The 21,074-nt window shown below is 35.7% G+C and carries 24 protein-coding genes; all 24 read left to right on the top strand.

The features are described 5' to 3' along the window. Nucleotides 1–42 precede the first annotated feature (42 nt). The 24 genes from pta (at nucleotide 43) to C8C76_RS06120 (ending at nucleotide 21,053) form a co-directional block, all read left to right on the top strand. A complete protein-coding gene (gene pta, locus C8C76_RS06235; RefSeq protein ID WP_108139697.1) occupies nucleotides 43–1,041 on the top strand; it encodes a phosphate acetyltransferase in 999 nt (332 codons plus the stop codon). A gap of 19 nt (nucleotides 1,042–1,060) precedes the next feature. Further along, nucleotides 1,061–2,257, top strand: coding sequence for an acetate/propionate family kinase (locus C8C76_RS06230; RefSeq protein WP_108139695.1), 1,197 nt, complete (start codon nucleotides 1,061–1,063; stop codon nucleotides 2,255–2,257). 71 nt (nucleotides 2,258–2,328) lie between these two features. Then, entirely contained in the window at nucleotides 2,329–2,811 is a 483-nt protein-coding gene (locus C8C76_RS06225; RefSeq protein WP_108139693.1) for a YceD family protein, read from the top strand. A gap of 18 nt (nucleotides 2,812–2,829) precedes the next feature. Further along, entirely contained in the window at nucleotides 2,830–3,003 is a 174-nt protein-coding gene (gene rpmF, locus C8C76_RS06220; RefSeq protein ID WP_108139692.1) for a 50S ribosomal protein L32, read from the top strand. 148 nt (nucleotides 3,004–3,151) lie between these two features. Beyond that, nucleotides 3,152–4,165, top strand: coding sequence for a phosphate acyltransferase PlsX (gene plsX, locus C8C76_RS06215; RefSeq protein ID WP_108139690.1), 1,014 nt, complete (start codon nucleotides 3,152–3,154; stop codon nucleotides 4,163–4,165). After that, a complete protein-coding gene (gene fabK / locus C8C76_RS06210; RefSeq protein WP_108139688.1) occupies nucleotides 4,166–5,113 on the top strand; it encodes an enoyl-[acyl-carrier-protein] reductase FabK in 948 nt (315 codons plus the stop codon). Nucleotides 5,114–5,156: 43 nt separating this feature from the next. Next, nucleotides 5,157–5,903, top strand: a complete 747-nt coding sequence (gene fabG / locus C8C76_RS06205) for a 3-oxoacyl-[acyl-carrier-protein] reductase (protein WP_108139686.1) — start codon at nucleotides 5,157–5,159, stop codon at nucleotides 5,901–5,903. Between the two features lie 40 nt (nucleotides 5,904–5,943). After that, complete coding sequence (locus C8C76_RS06200; protein WP_133530785.1) at nucleotides 5,944–6,177, top strand: acyl carrier protein; 234 nt, start codon at nucleotides 5,944–5,946, stop codon at nucleotides 6,175–6,177. Nucleotides 6,178–6,252: 75 nt separating this feature from the next. Next, nucleotides 6,253–6,966: a ribonuclease III gene (rnc, locus tag C8C76_RS06195; RefSeq protein WP_108139762.1), complete on the top strand. Its 714-nt coding sequence runs from the start codon at nucleotides 6,253–6,255 to the stop codon at nucleotides 6,964–6,966. A 19-nt stretch (nucleotides 6,967–6,985) separates the two neighbouring features. Continuing rightward, a complete protein-coding gene (gene aroH / locus C8C76_RS06190) occupies nucleotides 6,986–7,342 on the top strand; it encodes a chorismate mutase (protein ID WP_108139683.1) in 357 nt (118 codons plus the stop codon). 28 nt (nucleotides 7,343–7,370) lie between these two features. Further along, complete coding sequence (cmk, locus tag C8C76_RS06185) at nucleotides 7,371–8,030, top strand: (d)CMP kinase (protein ID WP_108139681.1); 660 nt, start codon at nucleotides 7,371–7,373, stop codon at nucleotides 8,028–8,030. After that, nucleotides 8,027–8,620, top strand: coding sequence for a lysophospholipid acyltransferase family protein (locus C8C76_RS06180; protein WP_108139679.1), 594 nt, complete (start codon nucleotides 8,027–8,029; stop codon nucleotides 8,618–8,620). The genes cmk and C8C76_RS06180 overlap by 4 nt, the downstream gene beginning before the upstream one ends. Nucleotides 8,621–8,767: 147 nt before the next feature. Next, nucleotides 8,768–11,014, top strand: a complete 2,247-nt coding sequence (locus C8C76_RS06175; RefSeq protein WP_108139677.1) for a bifunctional 4-hydroxy-3-methylbut-2-enyl diphosphate reductase/30S ribosomal protein S1 — start codon at nucleotides 8,768–8,770, stop codon at nucleotides 11,012–11,014. Nucleotides 11,015–11,125: 111 nt separating this feature from the next. Then, complete coding sequence (locus C8C76_RS06170; protein WP_258222432.1) at nucleotides 11,126–12,427, top strand: DUF512 domain-containing protein; 1,302 nt, start codon at nucleotides 11,126–11,128, stop codon at nucleotides 12,425–12,427. Then, nucleotides 12,420–13,736 (top strand): ribosome biogenesis GTPase Der, encoded by a 1,317-nt coding sequence (der, locus tag C8C76_RS06165; RefSeq protein WP_108139675.1) that lies wholly within the window; start codon nucleotides 12,420–12,422, stop codon nucleotides 13,734–13,736. Before C8C76_RS06170 ends, der begins: the two co-directional genes overlap by 8 nt. A gap of 9 nt (nucleotides 13,737–13,745) precedes the next feature. Next, on the top strand, nucleotides 13,746–14,363 hold the full coding sequence (plsY, locus tag C8C76_RS06160) for a glycerol-3-phosphate 1-O-acyltransferase PlsY (protein WP_108139673.1): 618 nt from the start codon (nucleotides 13,746–13,748) through the stop codon (nucleotides 14,361–14,363). After that, nucleotides 14,363–15,394: an NAD(P)H-dependent glycerol-3-phosphate dehydrogenase gene (locus C8C76_RS06155; RefSeq protein WP_108139670.1), complete on the top strand. Its 1,032-nt coding sequence runs from the start codon at nucleotides 14,363–14,365 to the stop codon at nucleotides 15,392–15,394. The genes plsY and C8C76_RS06155 overlap by 1 nt, the downstream gene beginning before the upstream one ends. A 105-nt stretch (nucleotides 15,395–15,499) precedes the next feature. Further along, nucleotides 15,500–15,799 carry an HU family DNA-binding protein gene (locus C8C76_RS06150; protein ID WP_108139668.1) on the top strand — a complete coding sequence of 100 codons (300 nt, stop codon included), beginning with the start codon at nucleotides 15,500–15,502 and terminating at the stop codon, nucleotides 15,797–15,799. A gap of 227 nt (nucleotides 15,800–16,026) precedes the next feature. Continuing rightward, complete coding sequence (locus tag C8C76_RS06145) at nucleotides 16,027–16,842, top strand: mechanosensitive ion channel family protein (RefSeq protein ID WP_108139666.1); 816 nt, start codon at nucleotides 16,027–16,029, stop codon at nucleotides 16,840–16,842. Continuing rightward, nucleotides 16,836–18,206 (top strand): deoxyribodipyrimidine photo-lyase, encoded by a 1,371-nt coding sequence (locus C8C76_RS06140; RefSeq protein ID WP_108139664.1) that lies wholly within the window; start codon nucleotides 16,836–16,838, stop codon nucleotides 18,204–18,206. Before C8C76_RS06145 ends, C8C76_RS06140 begins: the two co-directional genes overlap by 7 nt. An 85-nt stretch (nucleotides 18,207–18,291) precedes the next feature. Then, on the top strand, nucleotides 18,292–18,810 hold the full coding sequence (locus tag C8C76_RS06135; protein WP_108139662.1) for a ferritin: 519 nt from the start codon (nucleotides 18,292–18,294) through the stop codon (nucleotides 18,808–18,810). Nucleotides 18,811–18,893: 83 nt separating this feature from the next. Next, entirely contained in the window at nucleotides 18,894–19,199 is a 306-nt protein-coding gene (locus C8C76_RS06130; RefSeq protein ID WP_108139660.1) for a hypothetical protein, read from the top strand. A 9-nt stretch (nucleotides 19,200–19,208) separates the two neighbouring features. After that, nucleotides 19,209–19,730 (top strand): CDP-alcohol phosphatidyltransferase family protein, encoded by a 522-nt coding sequence (locus C8C76_RS06125; protein ID WP_375135268.1) that lies wholly within the window; start codon nucleotides 19,209–19,211, stop codon nucleotides 19,728–19,730. A gap of 24 nt (nucleotides 19,731–19,754) precedes the next feature. Next, nucleotides 19,755–21,053: an amidohydrolase gene (locus C8C76_RS06120; RefSeq protein WP_108139657.1), complete on the top strand. Its 1,299-nt coding sequence runs from the start codon at nucleotides 19,755–19,757 to the stop codon at nucleotides 21,051–21,053. Nucleotides 21,054–21,074 lie beyond the last annotated feature (21 nt).

The raw sequence follows: 21,074 nt of genomic DNA, 5'->3' as shown, positions 1-21,074 counted from the left end.
AACAAATTACATATTTTAAAACCACGGGGGAGGATATTTAAGATGGATGTACTTAAAAATTTCAAGGAGAGAGCAGCTTCTGATTTAAAGAAAATTGTTTTTGCTGAAGGTGATGACGAAAGAATAGTTAAAGCCGCAGCAGAAATAGAAGCTGAAGGGATTGCCGAAATTGTAATTTTAGGTAATCTAAAATCTATTCAAAAATCTGCAGAGGAGTATGAAGTTGATTTAGACGGGGTTGAAATTATTGATCCTGAAAATTCTGATTACATAACTGAGTTCAGAGATGAATTTTTTGAATTAAGAAAACATAAAGGGATTAGCCGGGAAGAAGCAGAAAAAGCTATCAAAGACCCACTGTATTTTGGAACAATGATGATTTATACAGATAAAGCAGATGGAATGGTTGCCGGAGCAGCTAATGCAACCGGTAATGTTTTAAGACCGGCTTTTCAGATAGTAAAAACTGCAGAAGGGATTTCAACAGTTTCCAGTGCAATTATAATGGTCCTTAAAGATAAATCATTTGGAGAAGAGGGAGTAATGGTCTTTTCTGACTGTGCTGTAAATCCAGCTCCAAATTCAGAACAGCTGGCAGAGATAGCGATAACTACAGCTGATACAGCACACAGATTATTAGATTTTGATCCAAAAGTAGCGATGCTTTCATTCTCCACAATGGGCAGTGCCCGGCATGAAAATGTAGATAATGTACAGCAGGCAGTAAAGATTGCCCATCAGAATGCACCTCATTTAAAGATTGACGGTGAAATGCAGGCAGATGCTGCTTTAGTAGAAAGTGTTGGTCAAAGAAAAGCTCCAGACAGTGAAATAGCTGGAAGAGCAAATGTTTTAGTTTTCCCTGATTTACAGTCAGGAAATATTGGTTATAAGCTTGTACAGAGACTTGCAGGTGCAGATGCAGTTGGTCCAATTCTACAGGGGCTGGCAGCACCAATCAATGACCTGTCTCGCGGCTGTTCAGTAGATGATGTTGTTAATTTAACAGCAATTACAGCAGTACAGGCTCAAAATAAATAAAATTTATAGGGGGAAGAAAATGAAAATACTTGTAATTAATAGTGGTAGTTCGTCTTTAAAGTATCAGTTATTCAATATGGAAACAGAGAGTGTACTGGCAAAGGGTTTAATTCAAAGAATTGGAATTGATGACTCATTTTTAGAATATGAAAATGGTGCAGGTGAAGAAATTGTAATTGAAAAAGATATTCCTACACATAAGGTAGGAATTGAATTATTAATAGAAACACTGCTTTCCAAAGACCACGGTGTACTGGAAGATATGGATGAAGTAGAGGCGATTGGACACCGAATTGTTCACGGTGGGGAAGCATTTGCAGAATCTACTATAATTGATGATCAGGCAATTAAAAAACTGGAAGATGTTGCTGATTTAGCTCCTTTACACAATCCTCCTAATATTATGGGGATTAAAGTTTGTAAAGAACTAATGCCTGACAAACCTCAGGTTGGAGTTTTTGATACAGCTTTCCACCAGTCAATGCCAGAGAAAGCATTTATTTATGCCCTTCCTTATGAATATTATAAGAAATATGGGGTAAGAAGATATGGTTTTCACGGAACTTCTCACGGCTTTGTTGCTAAACGAGCAGCTCAGATGATGGATCAACCTTTATCTGAACTTAAAATTGTGACCTGTCATCTAGGTAATGGTGCCAGTGTAGCAGCAGTTAAAAATGGTAAATCTGTAGATACAAGTATGGGATTAACTCCTTTAGAAGGCCTGGTAATGGGTACCCGCTGTGGAGATATTGATCCGGCTATAATTCCATTTATCATGGATAAGGAAGATATTTCCGCTTCAGAGATGGATGATATCTTGAATAAAGAAAGTGGTCTTTTAGGTGTTTCCGGTGTCAGCAGTGATTCTCGTGATGTAGAAGATGCTGCTGCTGAAGGAAATCATCAGGCAGAAATTGCAATTGAACTCTTTAATTACAGAGTGAAGAAATATATTGGAGCTTATACAGCTGCAATGGGCGGTGTTGATGCTATTGTCTTTACAGCCGGAATCGGTGAAAATTCTATAGATACCAGAGCAGGAGTTCTGGAAGGACTTGAATATTTAGGAGTAGAGGTAGACCATGAGGCAAATGACAGCCGTGGTAAGGAAGTATTTATTTCAACTGATGATTCTAAAGTTAAAGCAATGGTTATTCCAACAAACGAGGAATTGGTTATCGCCAGAGATACAATGGAATTAGTAAATAAGTAAATTTCTTCTTGACAGTTTAGGCTGCTTTTTATATAATAAAACGTGGCTATTTACAGGGGTGATCAGATAAATTGTATATAAACCTCAGCGATTTAAAAGAAATTGGAGGTAGCAAACAGGTATCACTGGAGCTTGAATTTCATGATTTAGAATTTGCTAACCGCGAAATTGAAATTGAAGAACCAATTAAGCTTGACTTAGAGATTTTTAATACCAGTGATTCTTTTGTAGTAAATGGTAAATTGCAAGCAGAATTAATTTTAAGCTGCAGTCGCTGCTTACAAAAGTATAGTTCTCCTGTTGAGCTCGATATTTCCGAAGATATTTTAAAAAGTGAAATGGAAGATGAGGAAGAACTATATTTAGACGAAATAGTCGTGGATAACATTATTTTATCCTTACCCATGAAACCTCTCTGTTCTGAAGACTGCAAGGGCATCTGTCCTGAATGTGGTCAGAACTTAAATGAAGAGGAATGTGACTGTGAGGTAGAAGTGGTTGATCCACGTCTGGCAAAGCTTAAAGACTTTTATAATGAAAGTGAAGATAAATAAGCAAAGGAGGTGTATATAATGGCTGTACCAAAGAAACGAACTTCTAAAACTCGTAAGCGTAAAAGACGTACTCATAAGAAGCTGAGTGCTCCAAGTCTAGTAGAATGTTCAAACTGCCATGAAAAGATTTTACCTCATCATGTATGCCCTGAATGTGGACATTATGATGGCAAAAAGGTGAGCGGAAATTAAAATATTTTAGAAAAACAGAGATCTCTCTGCAGGAGATTCTCTGTTTTTTTCTTGCCATAAACTTGCATTTGACCGACGGTTGAGATATAATGTTTTCCAAATGATACAGATATAAATTTTCTTTTTTTGAACCCGGGAGGCGGCAATATTGTATAGAATAGCTGTTGATGTTATGAGTGGAGAAAAGGATGCTGCAGAATTAATTGCAGGAGCTTTAAAAGCATTGAGAGAAGAAGCAGAAATTGAATTGACCCTGATTGGTGAATATGATATTATAAGCGAAGAGTTAGCAAAAACTGACTTTGATTCGAAAAGGCTTAAAATAGAAAATGCTGATCAAATAATTACGATGCAAGAATCTCCAATCAAAGCTCTGCGCAGCAAGAAAAATGCAACAGTTAATGTAGGTGCAGGATTATTGAAGGATCAAAAAGTTGATGCTTTTATTTCTCCAGGTAATACAGGTTCGGTGATGGCAGCTGGATTATTAAGGGTAGGTCGGATTAAAGGTGTTTCTAGACCACCAATTGCAATTCAGTTTCCTGCTGCAAATGGCAGTACTCTGGTTTTAGATAATGGAGCCAACACTGACTGCAGCCCCGAAAATCTACAGCAGTTTGCTTTGATGGGCCAGCTTTATGCGGAAAATTTAATGAAGATTGATAATCCTAAAGTTGCTCTTTTAAATATTGGGGAAGAGGAGAGCAAGGGAAATAATTTAAGCAAAGAAAGCTATGAAATTTTAAGTAATGATCAGCGGATCAAAAATTTTATTGGTAATGTTGAAGGTAGAGATATTTTCAGTGACAAAGTTGATGTTGTTGTAACAGATGGATTTGTCGGCAATGTAGTTTTAAAAACAACAGAAGGGGCAGCTTCATTTTTTCTTGATTTAATTAAGGAAAGCTTTCAGACTAATCTAAGATCAAAACTGGCTGCGCTGTTATTGAAACCATATTTAAAAAAAGTTTTGAAAAAAATTGATTACAGACAGTATGGAGGAGCTCCTTTATTAGGGGTTAATGGTATTGTTATTATCAGTCACGGTAGTTCGGATGGGACTGCTATTTATAATGCTGTTAAAACTGCTAAAAATACTGTTAAAGAAGATATAGTAGCACTGATAAAAAGTGAGTTAGAAAAGAATGAGGAGTTGGAATAAATGGCATTGAAAACTGAACTATGTGATTTACTAGAGATTGAGAAGCCAATTATTCAGGGAGGTATGGCCTGGGTTGCAACTGGCGAACTTGCTGCAGCTGTTTCCAGTGCAGGTGGCCTGGGTATAATTGGAGCTGGTAATGCTCCGGCAGATGTTATTGAAAAAGAAATTGAAAAGGTAAGAGAACTGACAGATAAACCATTTGGTTTAAATATTATGTTACTCTCTCCTTTTGCAGATGATATAATAGAACTGGCAATAGAGAAAAAAGTTCCTGTAATTACTACAGGTGCCGGTAATCCTGGTAAACATGTAAAAAGATTTCAGGAAGTAGGATCTAAAGTTATTCCTGTAGTTCCTTCTGTAGCTTTAGCCAGAAGAATGGAAAGGCTAAAGGTAGATGCAGTTATAGTAGAAGGAACAGAGGCTGGAGGTCATATCGGAGAGCTGACTACTATGGCTTTAGTACCTCAGGTAGTTAATGCAGTTGAGGTACCGGTAATAGCAGCTGGTGGAGTTGCTGACGGCCGGGGTCTGGCGGCAGTGCTTGCTCTGGGAGCAAAGGGTGCTCAGATTGGGACCAGATTTGTCTGTTCTGAAGAGTGTACTGCTTCTGAAGACTTTAAAAAGGCCATTGTAGGAGCCAGAGATCGTGATGCAGTTGTTACAGGCCGCAGCACAGGCCATCCGGTGCGAAACCTTAAAAACAAGCTGACTAAAGAGATAGACAGGCTGGAAAAGGAAGGGGCCAAACCTGAAGAAGTAGAAGAACTGGGATCAGGTAAGCTTCGAGACGCTGTTATTGATGGTGATGTTGACCAGGGTAGTGTAATGGCCGGTCAGATTTCAGGAATGATTTCTGAAATTAAAAGTGTAAGAGAAATAGTAGATGAGATTATTGAAGAAGCAGAAGCTGTTATTAAAAATAGTCACAGTCTGCTGAAGTAATATAATATCTTAAATTTATTATAAGAAAAAAGAGGTGTCAAATTTGATAAACCTTAACGATAAAAAAGTATTAATCACAGGAAGCTCCCGCGGCATAGGAGCTGAAATAGCAAAGAAAATGGCTGCTTTAGGGGCAGAAGTTGTTATTAATTATGCTCATTCTAAGGAAAGAGCCGAAGATGTTAAAAGTGAAATTGAAGCGGCTGGTGGTACTGCTCATCTGATTCAGGCTGATGTGAGTGATTTCGATCAGGCAGCGAACCTAGTTAAAACTGCTTATAAAAAAATGGGCGGCCTTAATGTTTTGGTTAACAATGCCGGAATTACAAAGGATAAGCTTATTTTAAGAATGAAGGAAGAAGACTGGGATCAGGTTTTAGATATTAATTTAAAAGGTGTATTTAACTGCACCAAAAATGCAGTAAGATATTTACTTAAAGCTGAAAATGCTAAGTTAATTAATCTATCTTCTGTGGTAGGAGTTAATGGTAATGCAGGTCAGGCTAATTATTCAGCTGCAAAAGCAGGAATTGTTGGCTTTACTAAAACAATGGCCAAAGAACTGGCTACAAAAGGAGTCTGCTCAAATGCAATAGCTCCTGGCTTTATAGATACAGAAATGACAGATGAGCTGAGTGACAGTATCAAAGAGGGAATCATAGAACAGGTTCCTCTGGCTCGTTTTGGCAGAGCAGAAGAAGTAGCAGATTTAGTATCATTTTTAGCTTCAGATAATGCAAACTACATAAATGGTGAAGTAATTAAAATTGATGGAGGCATGGGCGCTTAACTTGTTTTGAGCTCAAGGCCCTGGGAAGGAGGTGAATGGAGTGGATAATATCTTAGATAAAGTTATTGATATTGTAGCAGAAGAATTAGCAGTTGACAGAGATGAAGTTACTGAAGACTCTTCATTTATAGAAGATCTTGGAGCAGATTCTTTAGATGTGGTAGAATTAGTAATGGCATTTGAAGAAGAATTTGATGTAGAAATCCCTGATGAAGATGCAGAAGACATTCGCACAGTAGAGGATGCTGTAAGTTATTTAGAAGATATTCTTTAAACAATATTTAAGGATGAAGCTCCCTCTGTGGAGTTTTCATCCCTTTTATTTATTTTAATGGATGGTGAGATATTAATGGGAAAATTGTTTAATCAGAGAAAAATTAAAGAATTTGAAAAGAGTCTAAAACTGGAATTTAATAATAAGTTGTTAATCCAGAGAGCCTTAACCCACAAGTCATACCCCAATGAAAACAGGCGTCTTAATATTAAGGACAATGAACGTTTAGAGTTTTTGGGAGATTCTGTTTTAAGCCTTTCGGTCAGCACTTATATATTCAATAAGTTTGCTGATTTACCAGAGGGAGAGCTGGCAAAAATGCGGGCAGTTATTGTAAGTGCCCCAATATTAGCAGAAGTTGCCAAAAGAATTGAACTCGGACAGTTCCTTTTCTTGGGTAAAGGAGAAGAAATGACAGGTGGTAGAGAAAGAGATTCAATTTTAGCAGATACTATGGAAGCAATTTTTGGTGCTTTATATCTTGACCAGGGTTTTACAGCAGCAGCAGATTTTATACTTGAGCTGCTTAAAATTGATATCATAAATGTAGCAGAGGGAAATCATATTCAGGATTATAAAACAATGCTGCAGGAAGTGATCCAGGAAAATGGCAATCACAGACCGGAATATGAAGTGGTTGATGAAGAAGGTCCTGATCACAATAAAACTTTTATAGTTGCTGTAAAATTAAATGAAGATAATCTTGGCTCCGGGCAGGGGTCAAGTAAAAAGGAAGCTGAGCAGGAAGCAGCAAAAGTTGCTTTAGATAAATTAAATAAACTTGATTAGTTAACAGGGGGATAAGACAGTGTATGCAATAAGAGGAGCGATCAGTGTTGAAAAAAATACTGAAGAAGATATTCTGGCTGCAACTAAAGAAGTAATGCAGAATCTGATCCAGGCAAATCAGCTTAAAAAAGAAGATTTAATTAGTATCATTACCACAACAACTGATGATCTAACAAAGGTTTATCCCGGTAAAGCATTAAGAGAAATTGGCTATGATTTAACCCCTATTTTATGTATGCAGGAAATGAAGGTTGAAAATAGTAGTCAAAAAATGATAAGATTATTAGTGCATGTTGATGGGAATAGAGAAAAAAGTCAGGTAAAACATCAATATTTAAGAAAAGCTGAAAAACTGAGGCCTGATTTAGTTAAATAAATATAACTATAAAGGTGTTGAGATCTAAATGGAAAATGTAGTAGCAATTGATGGTCCAGGTGGAGCAGGTAAAAGTACAATTGCCAGGCTGCTGGCCCAAAAATTAAATTATCTGCATCTTGATACTGGTGCCATGTATAGAGCTGTAACTCTGGCTGCTCTGCGGGAAAATATTGATTTTAATCAGCAGGAGAAGCTGATAGAGCTTGCCAGGAAAATAGATATCAGTTTTGATCAAAAAGGCGAAATTTTCCTTGATGGAGAAAATGTGAGTGAAGAAATTAGAAAAGCAGAGGTTAATAAACATGTTTCTCAGACAGCTGCAGTTAAAGGAGTGCGGGATGTTTTAGTAAAAAAACAGCAGCAGCTTGCCCGGAACAACAAGGTTGTTATGGATGGGCGTGATATTACTACGGTTGTTTTACCTGAAGCAGACCATAAATTCTTTTTGACAGCATCTTTAGAGGAAAGAGCCAGAAGAAGATATCAGGAAGTCAGGTCCAAAAATAAAGATGCAGATTTTGAAAAAATAAAAGAAAGCATTGCTCGCAGAGATAAAATGGATAGTGAGCGTGAACATTCACCACTAAAAAAAGCAGAAGATGCTGTTTTGGTGGACACAACCAATTTATCTATTGACGAGGTACTTGCTAAAATGATAGAAATTATTGAAGGTGAAGTACAGTGAAAAAAATTATCTATCAGATTATTAGACTGCTGCTCTTTGCCATCTTTAAAATATTTTTTAGAATTAAGATAAATGGCAGAGAAAATCTACCAGATCAGGGTGGAGTAATCATTATGTCAAATCATATCAGTGCTTATGATCCTCCCCTGCTGGCAGCTATTTTCTCAAGGCCAGTGAGGTTTATGGCCAAAAAGGAATTGTTTAAAAACCCGATTTTAAGATTTGTCTTATTTTTAGCAGATGCTTTTCCGGTTGACCGCAGTACAAATGACATTACTGCCGTCAAAAAGTCGCTCTCTGTTATTAAAAATGGAGAGGTGCTTGGTCTTTTCCCTGAGGGAACCAGACGTCCTGAAGGAAAACTTGGGAACCCTAAAGCCGGTTCAGTTATGCTGGCTATTAAAAGTGGGGCTCCGGTTTTACCAGTTGGAATTAAAAATGTTAAAAAAGATGGTAGAATTACAGTAAATATCGGAAAACCTTTTGGCTTAGAACAATTTGCTCAAAAAAGACTGAGTAAAGAAGAGCGAAAAGAGGCCGCTCAATTTATTAAGGCCAGAATTCAAAAAGAGCTAAATTATCAAGAGTAAAGGTCAATGCAGAAGTTTTTTGCTTCTTTTTTAAATTTTTTTGGATTTAAAGAAGGATTTTAGAGATTGATAGAGAAAAAAGTTTAAGAGGTACCCTGTTTATTTTCAGGGTGCACTGTTCAACTGTTGGTGTTGTGCTGGAAGGAGGTGAAGGTTCTGGAGGTTATTACAGCAGAAGAGGCTGGATTTTGTTTTGGTGTAGAAAGAGCTATAGATATGGTTCTGGAAGCTGCCAGTGAAAATGATGATTTAAATGTTTATACACTGGGACCACTAATTCACAATCCACAGGTTGTTAAAAAGTTGGAAGAAAAAAATGTTAAAGTGGCCTCTTCACTTGCCGAGATAGATTCTGGGATAGTTATTATCCGTTCACATGGAGTAGCACCAGAAATCATTGAGCAGGCAAGAGAAAAAAATCTTAAGATTATAGATGCTACCTGTCCTTATGTTAAAAATGCTCAAAAATATGCCAGACAGCTGGTGGATGAAGGCTATCAAACCTTTATTTATGGTGATCAGGATCACCCAGAAGTTCAGGGCATTTATGGGGCAAGTGATAAAAAAGCAATTATAATCAGAGAAAAAGAGGATTTAAAATCTGTTGAGCTAAAAGCTAAAGTAGGTTTTGTGGCTCAAACAACAAAATCTCCTGAGTCTTTTCGGGATATTATTAATTTAGTAATCACAGAAGTTAAAGAGTTAAAAGTTTTTAACACTATTTGTAATACTACAGATGTACGTCAATCTTCGGCAAAAAAATTGGCTGAGGATGCAGATATCATGTTTGTAATAGGGGGTCATAAAAGTGCTAATACTACCAGGCTGGCAGAAATTTGTGCAGCCACAAACACCCCTACTTATCATATAGAAACAGCCGCTGAAATTAAAAAAGAGTGGCTGTCTGGAAAAAATAAAGTTGGAATTACAGCTGGAGCATCGACTCCAGACTGGTTAATAAGGGAGGTTATTCAGTTAATGAACGAAGAAAACAAAGAAGTAAATGTTGAGTCAACTGAGAACGTAGAGGAAAAAGAAGAGCAGGTTGTAGAAGAGACAGTAGAAGAGGTAGAAGAGGTAGAAGAAACAACAGAAGAGACTGAAGAAACTACAGAGGAAAAAGAGGCTGATAACAATGAGGAAGCTGAAGAATCTGCGGAAGTAGATGCAGAGGAAGAAGCTGAAACTCAGGAAGAGGCCGAATTTAAATATAGCGATAATGATATTGCTGATTTAAGAAAAGGTCAGAAAGTTACTGGTACTGTAGTTGAAATTAATGACAATGGTGTTTATGTTGATGTAAATTATAAAACAGATGGATTTATTCCATTACGCCATTTAAGTCATCGTCCTGTTGAAGATGCTCATGATATTGTAAGCATGGACGAAGAAATTGAAGTAGTTATTTTAACATTAGAAGATGATGAAGGAAACATGATTTTATCTAAAAAGCAGGCTGACTATGAAAAAGCCTGGGAAAAAATTGTTGAAGCATATGAAAATGATGAAATCATTGAAGCTGAAGTTACAAAAGAAGTTAAAGGTGGCTTAGTTGTAGATGTTGGAGTAAGAGGATTTATCCCTGCTTCTCATGTAGCAATTGGCTATGTTGATGACTTAAGCGATTATGTTGGAGAAACATTACGCTTAAAGGTAATTGAAGTTGAAAGAGACAATAATAATGTTGTTCTTTCTGCTAAAAAGGTATTAGAAAAAGAAAGAGCAGCTAAAAAAGAAGAAACTTTAGCTAGCTTAGAAGAAGGACAGACTGTAGAAGGTACTGTTACTAAACTGGTTGATTTTGGTGCTTTTATTGACCTGGGTGGAATTGAAGGTTTACTTCATATTTCAGAAATGTCCTGGGGAAGAATTGAAAGCCCGGCTGAAGTTCTTTCTGAAGGCGAAAAAGTTGAAGTTCAGGTACTTGGAGTTAATAAGGAAGAAGAAAGAATTTCTCTTGGCTTAAAGCAGTTACTGCCCGATCCATGGGAAGAATTTGCTGAAAAGCACTATGAAGGAGAAGTTGTTGAAGGTAAGATTACTAAACTGGTTGATTTTGGTGCCTTTATGGAAGTTGAAAAAGGTATTGAAGGTTTAATTCATATTTCTCAGTTATCACACAAGCATGTTAAAACTGCTGATGAAGTAGTTAATGTTGGTGATGTTAGAGAAGCCAAAATTATCAATATTGATGCTGACCAGGAAAGAGTAGGTTTAAGCTTAAAAGAATTAGAAGAAAAGCCTGAGCCTAAAGAAAAGTCCAGCAGCAGTTCTCAAAGTTCAAATCGAAGCAGTGGTAGCAGCAGTTCCCAGAGTAATAATGATGATAATTCATCATCTGGTGGAGCTACTATTAGAGAAATTGTTGGAGATATTTTTGACCAGGGTGAATAATTAAAAAAGCACCCGCTGTCCATTATGGGCGGCGGGTTTTTTTATGCTTACTGCAGATTATTGCCTAAACAGAACAAATGTGATATTATCAAGCTTACAGGAGGTAGAAGGATGATGGTTAAAATAGAAGAGGTTATTGAAAATTCTACCGCTGCTAAAGCAGGTTTGAATTCAAATGATAAAATAATCACCATTAATGGTCAAAAAATAAATGATTATATAGATTATTTATATCAGATTTCTGAACCAGTAATTGAACTGGAAATTGAGACTGAAGACGGTTTAAGAAAAGAGATTGAGCTTCAGCGGATGCCTGGAGAAGAACTGGGCATTGAATTTAAAGAAATTGTATTTGATGGCTTAAAACAGTGTAAAAATAACTGTATTTTTTGTTTTGTTAAACAGCAGCCCCAAAAAATGCGGAATAGTTTAAATCAGATGGATGATGATTATCGTTTTTCTTTTTTACAGGGTAGTTTTGTAACTCTGACAAATCTTGATAAAAAAGAGATAACAAGAATAATTGAAAAAAACCTAAGTCCACTGAATATTTCAGTTCATACAACGAATCCTGAACTGAGGGTTGAAATGATGAAAAACCCAAAAGCGGCTGAAATTAATAGACTGCTTAAATTATTTCAAAAGAATAATATTCAGTTTCATACCCAGATAGTTCTCTGTCCGGGTTATAATGATCAAAAAGAGCTGGATAGAACCTTAAAGGAGCTTTTAGAATTTTATCCGCAGTTATTATCGATTGGTATAGTACCTGTTGGACTAACTAAATATCGAGAAGGCCTGGCTGAGCTGCGAACTATGACTGAAAAAGAAATGAAGGATTCATTAAAACAGATCAGTTACTGGCAGCAGCAGGCAAAAAATAAATTTGGTGAAAATCTAATTTATGCGGCAGATGAATTCTATTTGAGTACTGATACTGAAATTCCAGCTGTTGAAGAATATAATGAATTTCCACAGTTAGAAAATGGAATCGGCTTAACAGCTTTAATTAATGAAGAAATAAAGGCAGTCAAATTTCCAGAATCCCTTAAGAGAGAAAAAAAGATTGCAGTGATAACTTCTGTTCTGGGGAAAAAAGCTTTAAATAAATTGTCTGAGCGATTAAAAAGCACTGCTAAGCTTAAATCTGATTTTTTAGTGGTTGAAAATGAGTTTTTTGGTAAAACAGTAACTGTTACCGGTCTTTTAACAGCACGGGATTTAAAAGCTAAGATTAAACAGATAAGGGCAGATAAGTATGATAATATTTTTATACCTGAAGTTGTTTTAAATGATCAGATGAAATTTCTGGATGATGTAAAAAAAGAAGAGTTTTTAGAAGAATTATCTGAATACAGAATAGAGTTTGTAAGTGATATTAATCAATTTATGGAGGTGATCAATAATGGCTAAGTCTACAGTTGCGATTGTAGGTAGACCAAATGTTGGCAAGTCCACACTTTTTAATAGATTAGTCGGTGGACGGAGAGCGATAGTAGAAGGAGAGCCCAATGTTACTCGGGATAGAATCTATGGAGAAACAGAGTGGCTCGGCAAAAAGTTTAATGTTATTGATACCGGTGGTATAGTTATGCATGATAATGATAAAATTAAAAATCAAATTAAGTATCAGGCTGAACTGGCAATGGAAGAAGCAGATCTGATCTTATTTGTTGTTGATTCCAGAACAGGGATGACCGGTGTTGATGAAGATATTGCTCAGCTTTTATATAGAACTAACAAGGAAGTCATTTTAGTAGTAAATAAAGTTGAGGATTTTTCTAATCAGGAAGAGATTGGTTGGGAATTTTATTCTCTTGGTTTTGGTGATCCAGTTTTGATTTCAGCTGAGCACGGTAAAAACACCGGTGAGCTGATGGATGAAGTAACTGCTAAGCTGCCGGAAAGTGAAGTAGAAGACAGTGATAATGATCAAATTAATATTGCAGTAATTGGTAAACCTAATGTTGGTAAGTCAAGTCTGGTTAACCATTTGATTGGCAAAGAAAGAGTAATTGTCAGTGATATGCCGGGAACAACCAGAGATGCAGTTGATACTTTAATTGAATGGAAGGATATTCAATTTAATTTTATTGATACAGCCGGTCTGAGAAGAAAGTCAAAGGTTAAAGAAGATGTAGAATATTACAGTAATCTGAGGGCACTGAGGTCAGTTGATCGTGCTGATGCAGTTTTAATGATGATTGATGCACAGGAAGGTGTAACAGATCAGGATAAGAAAATTGCCGGTTATGCTCATGATGAGGGTAAGGCAATGGTTATTGCAATTAATAAATGGGATCTGATGGAAAAAGATTCTAAAACTATGGAGCGTTATACTGACGAAGTTTATTATCAGTTAAAGTTTTTAAATTATGTGCCAGTCACCTATATTTCTGCTCTAACAGGTGAGAGAATAGATGAGCTTTTATCTCTGCTTGAATTTGTGGTTGATCAGAGTAATCTGCGGGTAAAAACTGGAATTTTAAATGAGGTTATATCCGAAGCTGTACAGCTGCGTGAGCCGCCAAGTAGAAAAGGAAAAAGGCTGAAAATTTATTACGGCAGTCAGGTTGGTGTAAAACCTCCAACTTTTGTTTTCTTTGTCAATGATCCTAATTTAATGCATTTTGCCTATCAGAGATATTTGGAAAATGTACTCAGAGAAGCCTTTGGTTATGTGGGAAATCCAATGAACTTTAAATTAAAACAGAGAAACTAGGAGGTTATCATGCAGGTATTTATTGCGATATTATTAAGTTATCTAATCGGGTCAATACCATCCGGTTTTTTATTAACAAAATATGTAATGAAAAAAGATGTTAGGGAATATGGTAGTGGAAATATTGGAGCTACAAATGTTGCCAGAGTAATGGGCATAAAAGCCGGTGTTTTAGTTGCAGTTTTTGATATATTAAAAGGATATTTAGGAGTTATGGTCGGACAGATGATTCTCGGAAGCAGCCTTTCAACAGCCATTTTATTTGTTGCTGTTGCTGCCATTGCCGGTCATGACTGGTCAATTTTTCTTGGCTTTTCCGGTGGTAAGGGGGTTGCTACAACCTTTGGTGTAATTCTGCGCTTATATCCACTTGCCTTTTTAATTTATGCTGTAATTTGGATCCTGCTGGTATTTACAACCCGCTATGTATCTCTGGGGTCAATTATTGGTTCGATGTCACTCCCTTTGACACTTTATTTTAGTTCTTTTGAGGGGAAGCATGTATTTTTTGCAGCCTTATTATCACTTTTTGTAATGTATACTCACCGTGAAAACATAAAGCGGCTTTTAAAAGGTGAAGAAAACAGAATGGATCCAGATAAACTGGGGAAGAGTGGTAAAGAGTAATGAGTTCAAAAATTACAGTAATTGGTGCCGGCAGCTGGGGTACTGCTCTGGCTAATCTGCTGGCTGAAAATGGTGAAGAAGTAAGCATTTACGCCAGAGATCAGAAAGTTGTTGATTCAATTAATCAGGAACAGAAAAATTTTAAATATTTTCCTGACTATAAGCTGAATAGTAAATTGAGAGCTTTCAGTAATTTAAAAGAAAGCCTGGAAAATACAGACCTAGTGGTGATTTCAGTACCAACACAGGCTTTAACAGGTATATTAGCAGAACTAAAAAAACTTATCAGTTCTGAGACAATAATGGTTTCTACTGCCAAGGGAATTGACGAAATAACTTTTAAAACTAACTCGCAAATGATAAAAGAAGCTGGTTTTGAGAATGTAGTTGTTCTTTCTGGACCAACCCATGCAGAAGAAGTTATGGAAAAACTGCCAACAGCGATAGTTTCGGCAGCCCATAGTAAAGATGCAGCTGAAAGAGTTCAGGATTTATTTATGTCTAAAAATTTTAGGGTCTACACTAACCCTGATATTAAAGGGGTAGAACTGGGTGGAGCCTTAAAGAATGTAATTGCTGTGGCCAGTGGGATCTGTGACGGTCTTGATTTTGGTGATAATACTCGTGCTGCTTTAATTACCAGGGGCTTAAATGAAATGAGCCGTTTTGTTGACTATCATGGTGCCAGTGACTTAACGCTGGTTGGCCTGTCGGGTATGGGCGATCTTGTAGTTACCTGTACCAGTATGCACAGCCGCAACCGCCGTTTTGGAATTGAAATTGGTAAGGGGAAAACTCTTTTAGAAGCAAAAGAAAAGGTTAACCAGGTTGTAGAGGGAGTTAAAACTGCCAGAGCAATTTATAGGTGGTTAAACTCCGAAGAAATAGATTTAGAAATGCCTATTACTGAAGAAGTTTATCAGGTTTTATTTGAAAGCAAAGATCCCTATCAGGCAGTTGAAGAGCTGATGTTGAGGAGCAAAAAACCCGAAATGGAATCAGCTGTAGATAATTCTTTATGGAAAATCTAGAAAAATTATAAATTTTTTCTTTAATTAAGCAGGAAATCGCTGTTATAGCGAGAATAATAAATAATGACAGCAAAAAGTTTTAGTTTTAAAAGGGGGTGAATTTCCATGACTAAGAATGAACTTATTGATGCCGTTGCAGAAAAAACAGGTGTCACTAAAAAAGATACAGGGGAAGTTGTTAACGAAACAATTGATACTATCATGAACCACTTAAAATCTGAAGCTAAGAAAGCAGAAGATAAGCGTGATAATGTTCAATTAATCGGTTTTGGTACTTTTGAAGTAAAAGATAGAAGTGCCAGAAAAGGACGTAACCCTCAAACTGGGGAAGAGATTCAGATTCCAGCACGTAAAGTGCCTGTATTTAGAAGTGGTAAGTCTTTTAAAGAAACAGTTGATGTTTAAGAAATAATATTACTTATTGAGGGACCGGAAATTTCCGGTTCTTCTTTTTTTCTATCCTAAAAGTCCTTATTCCTGATTTCAAAGAAATTATGAATAAGGATTTTTTATTTCATATCATAACTAAATAATTTTAATCTTTTGCAGGAATGTAAGTATTTAACTAGAAATTAATATAGTAAGCTAGATAAATTTTATTTTATTATAACAAGATTGAAGGGGGAAATGATATGGATCAAATTACAGGTGGTTTACAATCGATAGTTGCAAATTACGGAATGAAATTGTTATTAGCCATTGTATTTTTATTAGTTGGTTTATGGGTAATTAAATTTATTATTAAAGTTCTGGAAAAAAATGTTCAGGGCAGATTTGATAGAACATTGACCAGTTTTTTAATGTCTATTACCAGGGCAGTTTTATTAATCCTGCTGTTTATTTCTATTGCTTCTACAATTGGGATTGAAGTAACTTCTTTTGTAGCAGTACTTGGTGCAGCTTCTTTTGCTGTTGGCTTTGCTCTACAGGGAAGTCTATCTAACTTTGCTGGTGGGGTTATGCTGCTGATATTTAGACCTTTTTCTGCCGGGGATGTTATTGAAGTGTCTGGATATAAGGGAAAGGTGCAGGAAATTCAAATTCTTTACACTATCCTGACAACTTTTGACAATAAGAAAATATTTATTCCAAATGGAAATGTAGCTACTGATAGTATTACTAATTATTCAGCAATGGATAAAAGAAGAGTTGATTTAACCTTTGGTATAGGATATGATGATGATTTTCACGAGGCAATTACTCTTTTAAAAGAGCTTGCTGATAAACATGAACTTATTTTGGATGATCCGGAGCCATTAATTCGAGTTACCGAACATGCAGGCAGTTCAGTTAATATAGCCTGTAAAGTCTGGGTTAAGGGTCCTGATTACTGGGATGTTTATTTTGACATGCATGAAGATGTTAAAGATGCCTTTGATGAAGCTGGAATTGGCATACCTTACCCACAGCTGGATGTTCACTTTGATCAGGGGACAAAACTGTGTTAGTTAAAGAAAATAGAATAGAAAAAATTAATGAGGCTGAATTAAAGGAAAAAGAATTTGTTGCTTACTGGATGCAGTCATCTCAGCGCCTGGAATATAACCAGGCCCTGGGGTATGCAGTTGAAAGAGCAAATCAATTAAATCAGCCTCTTTTAATATTTTTCTTATTAAATTCAGATTTTCCAGAAGCAGAATTTGGACATTTTAAATTTATGATTGAGGGCTTAAAAGAAATAAAAGCCAACTTAGCTAATAAAGATCTTAACTTTTATCTCTTTAATTATCATCAAATTGATGATATAGAAAAAATTGTTGAAGATGCATCTTTAGTGGTCAGCGAAAAAGTTTACCTTAAACATCTGCGTCAGTGGAAAGAAAAGGCTGCTGAGAGGATCTCTGTACCTTTTTATCTGGTGGAAAGCAATTTAGTCTGCCCGGTAGCAGAAGTGAGTGAAAAAGAAGAGTATGCAGCCTATACAATCCGAAAAAAGATTAATAAAATTCGAGCTGATTATTTAGTAGAATATCAGCGGGAAAAACTGCAGAATAAAACTGAGATAAAAATAAAAAATAATGAGTTAGAATTAGTTACTGATCTGGATAGTTATTTGGGAAAAATGAACTTTGAGCAAAAAAAATCTTATAGTGACTACTTTAAAGGTGGTTACCGGGAAGCTAGAAAAAAACTGGATGATTTTATTCAGCATAAATTAAATGATTATGAGGAAAAAAGAAATATTCCCCACCTTAACTATCAATCTGATTTAAGCCCCTATCTGCATTTTGGCCAGATATCAGCTCAGGAGGTAGGGCTGGCAGCAATCAATTCTAAAGATGATGCTGAGCCCTTTTTAGAAGAGTTAATTGTCCGCAGGGAGCTTTCATTTAACTTTGTCTACTATAATAAAAACTATGACGGCGGTTTAAAGGATATTTTAAGTGACTGGGCTTATCAGTCGCTGATGGAACATCAGGATGATCAGAGAGAATATATTTACGATTATCAGGAACTTGAAAGGGCAGAAACCCATGATCAATACTGGAATGCTGCTCAAAAGGAAATGGTAATTACCGGAAAGATGCATAATTATATGCGGATGTACTGGGGCAAAAAAATTCTGGAGTGGACCGCTGATCCAGAAGAGGCCTATCAAGGGGCTTTAAAGCTGAATAATAAATATTCACTCGACGGAAGGGATCCAAACAGTTATGCCGGAGTAGCCTGGGTATTTTCTAAACATGATCGCGCCTGGACGGAAAGAGATATTTTTGGTAAAGTAAGATATATGAATTCCAGGGGACTGGAAAGAAAATTTAAGATGGATAAATATTTAGAAAAAATTAATAATCTGAAATCAGATAATTAAGCTGTAAAAAGCAGGATATTAGTAACTATTGTTGAATAAATAATAATGAAGAAGATTTTTAAATTATAAATTTGGAGGTAATATTATGTTAAAAGAAAATGTAGAAAAAGCTTTAAATGAACAGATTAATGCAGAACTTTATTCCGCTTATTTATATCAGTCTATGGCTGCCTATTTTGAAGATAAAAGTTTAGCGGGTTTTTCACGCTGGATGGACCTGCAGGCTGAAGAAGAAATGGCACATGCCCGCAAGATTTATGATTTTGTTAATGAAAGAGGCGGCAGAGTTATTCTTGAGGGTATAGATAAACCAAAAAGTGATTGGGATTCTAATCTGGAAGTTTTTGAGGATTCACTTGCTCATGAAGAAAAAGTAACCGCAATGATTAATGATTTAGTTGCTCTAGCAGACGAGGAAAATGATTATGCAACTCATTCCTTCCTGCAGTGGTTTGTAGATGAGCAGGTAGAAGAAGAGGATTCAGTGGGCGAAATTGTCGATAAATTAAAACTGGTTGGAGATTCAACCCAGGGATTATTTATGATGGATGACAAACTTGGAGCTAGAACTAAATCTGCTGCTGAAGCTGATGGAGAAGAATAATTAAAATTAGAGATATATCTATTTTTAGGTATATCTCTTTAATTACTTATCTTTGATTATTTTCATTAATAGGAGGAGAGAAGATGGGAATTTTTGATAAAATAAAGTCTATTTTTGCTGGTGGAAATCAGTCCAATTTGATTGAGATTTATGTTGAAGATGATAAATGTGGGAATCAGATGAAACTTTTATTTAGAAAAAGTTATGATATCCAGAAAGTTTATGAAGATAATCGGGATGCTGCCTATGAAATTTCTAAAGTAGTAGTCTGTGATAAATGTTATAATAAAATTAATCTTCACCTGGAGTTTGATAAACGATATAATATTATTAATCAGGAAATAGAAGCTGGTAAAATTATTGGTAAAGAAGAATATGAGAATAATTAATTCCCTGGAGTGATAATTTTGTTTACAATCCCCAATTATATAACTTTTTTTAGAATTTTTTTAATACCGGTTTATTTATACCATTTTGTCCAGGGAAATATTATAGCAGCAGCGGGATTCTTTGCTTTTTCTGCTCTTACTGACTTTCTGGATGGTTATATTGCCAGAAAATATAATCTGGAATCAAAAATAGGAAAATTACTTGATCCACTGGCAGATAAATTAACAATAATAAGTATTTTACTGGTCTTAATTTATTTAAATATTATCCCCCGTTTTATCTCATTTATAATTTTAATACGAGAATTATTTATTTTATTATCTGGAATAATAACTTATATATATGGTCTTAATTTTATTAACCCCAGCTTTATTGGCAAATTATCTATATCCCTATTGTATCTGGCAATTGCTTTAAAACTATTAGATGTTAATTTTTTTGGCAACAGCTTATTTTATATTGTAATCCCAATTAATATTTATTCTGCTCTGGATTATTCTTATAGAGCTTATAAAAAAGTATTTAAATAAATTTTGCTGGAGAGGATGTAAAATTTGAAAATTTTAATTAAAAATATTGCAGAAATTTATAGTCCTTTTTCGGATCCCAAAAAGGATCAATTTATTTTGATTGAAGATCAGATTATCAAAAAAATTGAGAAAATGTCTCTAATAGATCAGGTTAAAGAATATGATTATTTAATTGATGCTGCCGGTAAAATAGTATTACCCGGTTATGTTAATACCCACACTCATGCTGCTATGACTTTAATGCGGGGTTATGCAGATGACATGCCGCTGGATAAGTGGCTGCAGAATAAAATCTGGCCTTTTGAGGCAGAGATTAATGCTGAAGATATTTACTGGGGAACAGCACTGGCTGTAATTGAAATGATAAAAACCGGAACTACAACCTTTTCTGATATGTATTTTGCGATGGATCGAGTAGCAGAAATAGTTAAAAAAAGCGGAATTAGAGCTGTTCTAGCAGAGGGGCTGATCGAAGCCAATGATGGTCAGAAAGGTTTAGATAAAGCTCTGGATTTTGCCCTTAATTATAATGGTAAAGCTGACGGCAGAATTACAACTATGCTGGCTCCACATGCTCCCTATACCTGTGGGCGAGATTATTTAAAACAAATAAAAGAGCTGGCCCGGGAAAATAAACTGCCAATTCATATTCATCTTTCTGAAAGTAAAAAGGAAGTTGATGATTTTATAGATAATTATCAGAGCTCACCGATTAAATATTTAGCAGATTTTGATTTTTTTGATAATCACGTTCTGGCTGCACACTGTGTCCATCTGAAGCCGGGAGATCTGGAGATTTTAAGAAATAAAAAGGTTCAGATTGCCCACAATCCTATGAGTAATGCCAAACTGGCAAATGGAATTGCACCAGTTAAAAAATATTTAGCTAATGAAATCAATGTCAGCCTGGGTACTGATGGAGTTTCCAGCAATAACTCACTGGATATGCTCAAAGAAGCAAAGATGGCTTCTTATCTGCAGAAGATTAAGTACAGTGATCCAACAGCAGTAGCCGCTGCTGAAATTTTAGAGCTTTTAACTATAAATGGGGCAGAAGCCCTTGCTCTAACTGAAGTGGGTTTGATTGAGGAAGGCTATCAGGCTGATCTACAGTTAATAGACATCAAAGATAAATCCTTTTTCTATCCCCACCACAATAACCTATCCAATTTATTTTATGCAGCTGACAGTACAGGTGTAGACACTGTTATAGCTGCAGGGAAAGTTTTAATGGAAAATAAGATCTTAAAAACGCTTGATCAGGAAAAAATTTATTATGAAGCAGAAAAACGAGCATTAAAAATTGCTGATAAATTAAAGTAAATAAAATTATTAGCTTAAAAT

It is taken from the genome of Halanaerobium saccharolyticum, assembly GCF_003053565.1.
Taxonomy (GTDB): Bacteria; Bacillota; Halanaerobiia; order Halanaerobiales; family Halanaerobiaceae; genus Halanaerobium; species Halanaerobium saccharolyticum_B.
Note: the sequence above shows the minus strand (reverse complement) of the source record. Positions and strands in the feature narration are given on the sequence as shown.

Bases quoted from the DNA above. Each gene is read 5' to 3' on its own strand.
- pta (WP_108139697.1), top strand. From the start codon at position 43: ATGGATGTACTTAAAAATTTCAAGGAGAGAGCAGCTTCTGATTTAAAG.
- C8C76_RS06230 (WP_108139695.1), top strand. From the start codon at position 1,061: ATGAAAATACTTGTAATTAATAGTGGTAGTTCGTCTTTAAAGTATCAG.
- rpmF (WP_108139692.1), top strand. From the start codon at position 2,830: ATGGCTGTACCAAAGAAACGAACTTCTAAAACTCGTAAGCGTAAAAGA.
- fabK (WP_108139688.1), top strand. From the start codon at position 4,166: ATGGCATTGAAAACTGAACTATGTGATTTACTAGAGATTGAGAAGCCA.
- rnc (WP_108139762.1), top strand. From the start codon at position 6,253: ATGGGAAAATTGTTTAATCAGAGAAAAATTAAAGAATTTGAAAAGAGT.
- cmk (WP_108139681.1), top strand. From the start codon at position 7,371: ATGGAAAATGTAGTAGCAATTGATGGTCCAGGTGGAGCAGGTAAAAGT.
- C8C76_RS06170 (WP_258222432.1), top strand. From the start codon at position 11,126: ATGATGGTTAAAATAGAAGAGGTTATTGAAAATTCTACCGCTGCTAAA.
- der (WP_108139675.1), top strand. From the start codon at position 12,420: ATGGCTAAGTCTACAGTTGCGATTGTAGGTAGACCAAATGTTGGCAAG.
- plsY (WP_108139673.1), top strand. From the start codon at position 13,746: ATGCAGGTATTTATTGCGATATTATTAAGTTATCTAATCGGGTCAATA.
- C8C76_RS06155 (WP_108139670.1), top strand. From the start codon at position 14,363: ATGAGTTCAAAAATTACAGTAATTGGTGCCGGCAGCTGGGGTACTGCT.
- C8C76_RS06150 (WP_108139668.1), top strand. From the start codon at position 15,500: ATGACTAAGAATGAACTTATTGATGCCGTTGCAGAAAAAACAGGTGTC.
- C8C76_RS06145 (WP_108139666.1), top strand. From the start codon at position 16,027: ATGGATCAAATTACAGGTGGTTTACAATCGATAGTTGCAAATTACGGA.
- C8C76_RS06135 (WP_108139662.1), top strand. From the start codon at position 18,292: ATGTTAAAAGAAAATGTAGAAAAAGCTTTAAATGAACAGATTAATGCA.
- C8C76_RS06130 (WP_108139660.1), top strand. From the start codon at position 18,894: ATGGGAATTTTTGATAAAATAAAGTCTATTTTTGCTGGTGGAAATCAG.